Below are 1,520 nucleotides of genomic sequence, written 5' to 3'. Positions count from 1 at the left end.
GCTGACACAGTACACGATGCTGATGATGGCACCCTACTCTTTACAGCTTCTCACAGGCCTGGGCGGAAGAATGCGTCCAGCCTTTAACATTACAATATCTAATGTCCCTGGACCGAAAAAGGCTCTCTACTACAATGGCTGTAAACTTGAGGCGATGTACCCAGTATCATTAATCGCCCATGGCGGCGCATTGAATATTACTTGTTTAAGCTATGATGGTTCACTGAATTTTGGCTATACCGGTTGTCGTGACACCTTGCCAAGCATGCAGAACCTGGCAGTATTTTCAGGAGAAGCGCTCGAGGAGCTTGAAGGCTTACTTACAAAAAAAGCCAAGACAAGAAAGACGAAAACTAAAAAAGCCACGACTCGCTAATTATAACGAGGCTCATCAGGATACGCTTAGCGTATCCTGAATCAAACTGACCATCGCAGGCATACCTCCCAGATGAGTCTTAATGTTTATCTTAACATCAGGGTACTGCTCCCTAGCCTTAGCAACTTCGGCCGGAACGTCTTCTATAACATGCCTACCGGCTGACAAGAAGTAAGGCAAGACATCTACTTCAGATGCTCCCTGCTCTATACACTGGATAATTGAGTCGGGTATTAATGGCTCAGCCAGCTCCAAAAAGCCAGTATTGACGATCGCATATTGAGCGCCGACCTTATTCTGAACGCTACGGGAAAGCTCCCGTACTTCATCATTGGAGGACGCTCGTCGTGAGCCGTGTGCAACAATTACTAATGCTTTCATAATGTCCTACTATATTAACCATTTTTTCATTGGGCTCAGTATACTACTCTGCCTACGAGTACTCTATGAGAACAACACCTCAGTCTTTTCCATAATTAACCCTGTGTCAAGACCCTTAAGGCGACCCCTGCCGCTGCCGTTCTATTCTCGACACCAAGTTTAGGAAAGATCATTTCCAAATGTTTATTCACCGTTCGAGGGCTCATCGATAGAATTTCGGCTGCTTCGCGGTTAGTTTTCCCATTCGCTATCCAAAACAAAACTTCCGCCTCTCGCTCAGTTAAATCGAGATTTGCTTTTAATAAAGCAGCTTCTGTTGGCTTGTTCCCGTCAATCAGTTTAATTAGCTGGTCGCCATTGGAATGTTTGCCTACCCTCTTCAGAGATAAAGGATATTCTAGTGCTTCTAAGTTTAGACTATCCCCGTCCTGCGGAGACCCAGCCAACCATTGAGAAAGCATTTTTGTAAACGCCTCAGAACCATCTGTCGGAGAGATATTAGCTTTGGCAAACAAAGCATAGGTTTGCGGGGTGGCCCAGCGAACAATGCCTTTTTCGTCAGCCGTGAAGAGATGCTGCCCAGTGCTATCCAAGGCACTTTGCGCACTCTTGGTTAAACGCGCATTGCTCAAATGCACCTTCATAAGCGCTAGCAATTCTGTCGGGTTGATGGGTTTAACCAGGTAATCAACACCACCCACTTCCAAGCCTCGAACAATATCATCAGTATCAGATAAACCCGTCATGAAAATAACGGGAATAT

General features: G+C 45.7%; 3 protein-coding genes. 1 reads left to right on the top strand and 2 read right to left on the bottom strand.

Annotation, left to right across the window (positions count from 1 at the left end; genetic code table 11):
- On the top strand, positions 1 to 376 hold a 376-nt coding region (locus A3729_RS07845; protein ID WP_156497785.1), incomplete at its 5' end, for a WS/DGAT domain-containing protein.
- 15 nt (positions 377 to 391) lie between these two features.
- Here the strand turns inward: A3729_RS07845 and A3729_RS07840 are convergent.
- Entirely contained in the window at positions 392 to 757 is a 366-nt protein-coding gene (locus A3729_RS07840) for a sirohydrochlorin chelatase (RefSeq protein ID WP_068507391.1), read from the bottom strand.
- 95 nt (positions 758 to 852) lie between these two features.
- A partial coding sequence (locus A3729_RS07835) for a LuxR C-terminal-related transcriptional regulator (protein WP_068633569.1) occupies positions 853 to 1,520 on the bottom strand: 668 nt, incomplete at its 5' end.

The sequence above is a fragment of the Oleiphilus sp. HI0043 genome (assembly GCF_001634935.1).
Note: the sequence above shows the minus strand (reverse complement) of the source record. Positions and strands in the feature narration are given on the sequence as shown.

Coding starts and splice junctions, on each gene's coding strand:
- A3729_RS07840 (WP_068507391.1), bottom strand. CDS start 757: ATGAAAGCATTAGTAATTGTTGCACACGGCTCACGACGAGCGTCCTCC.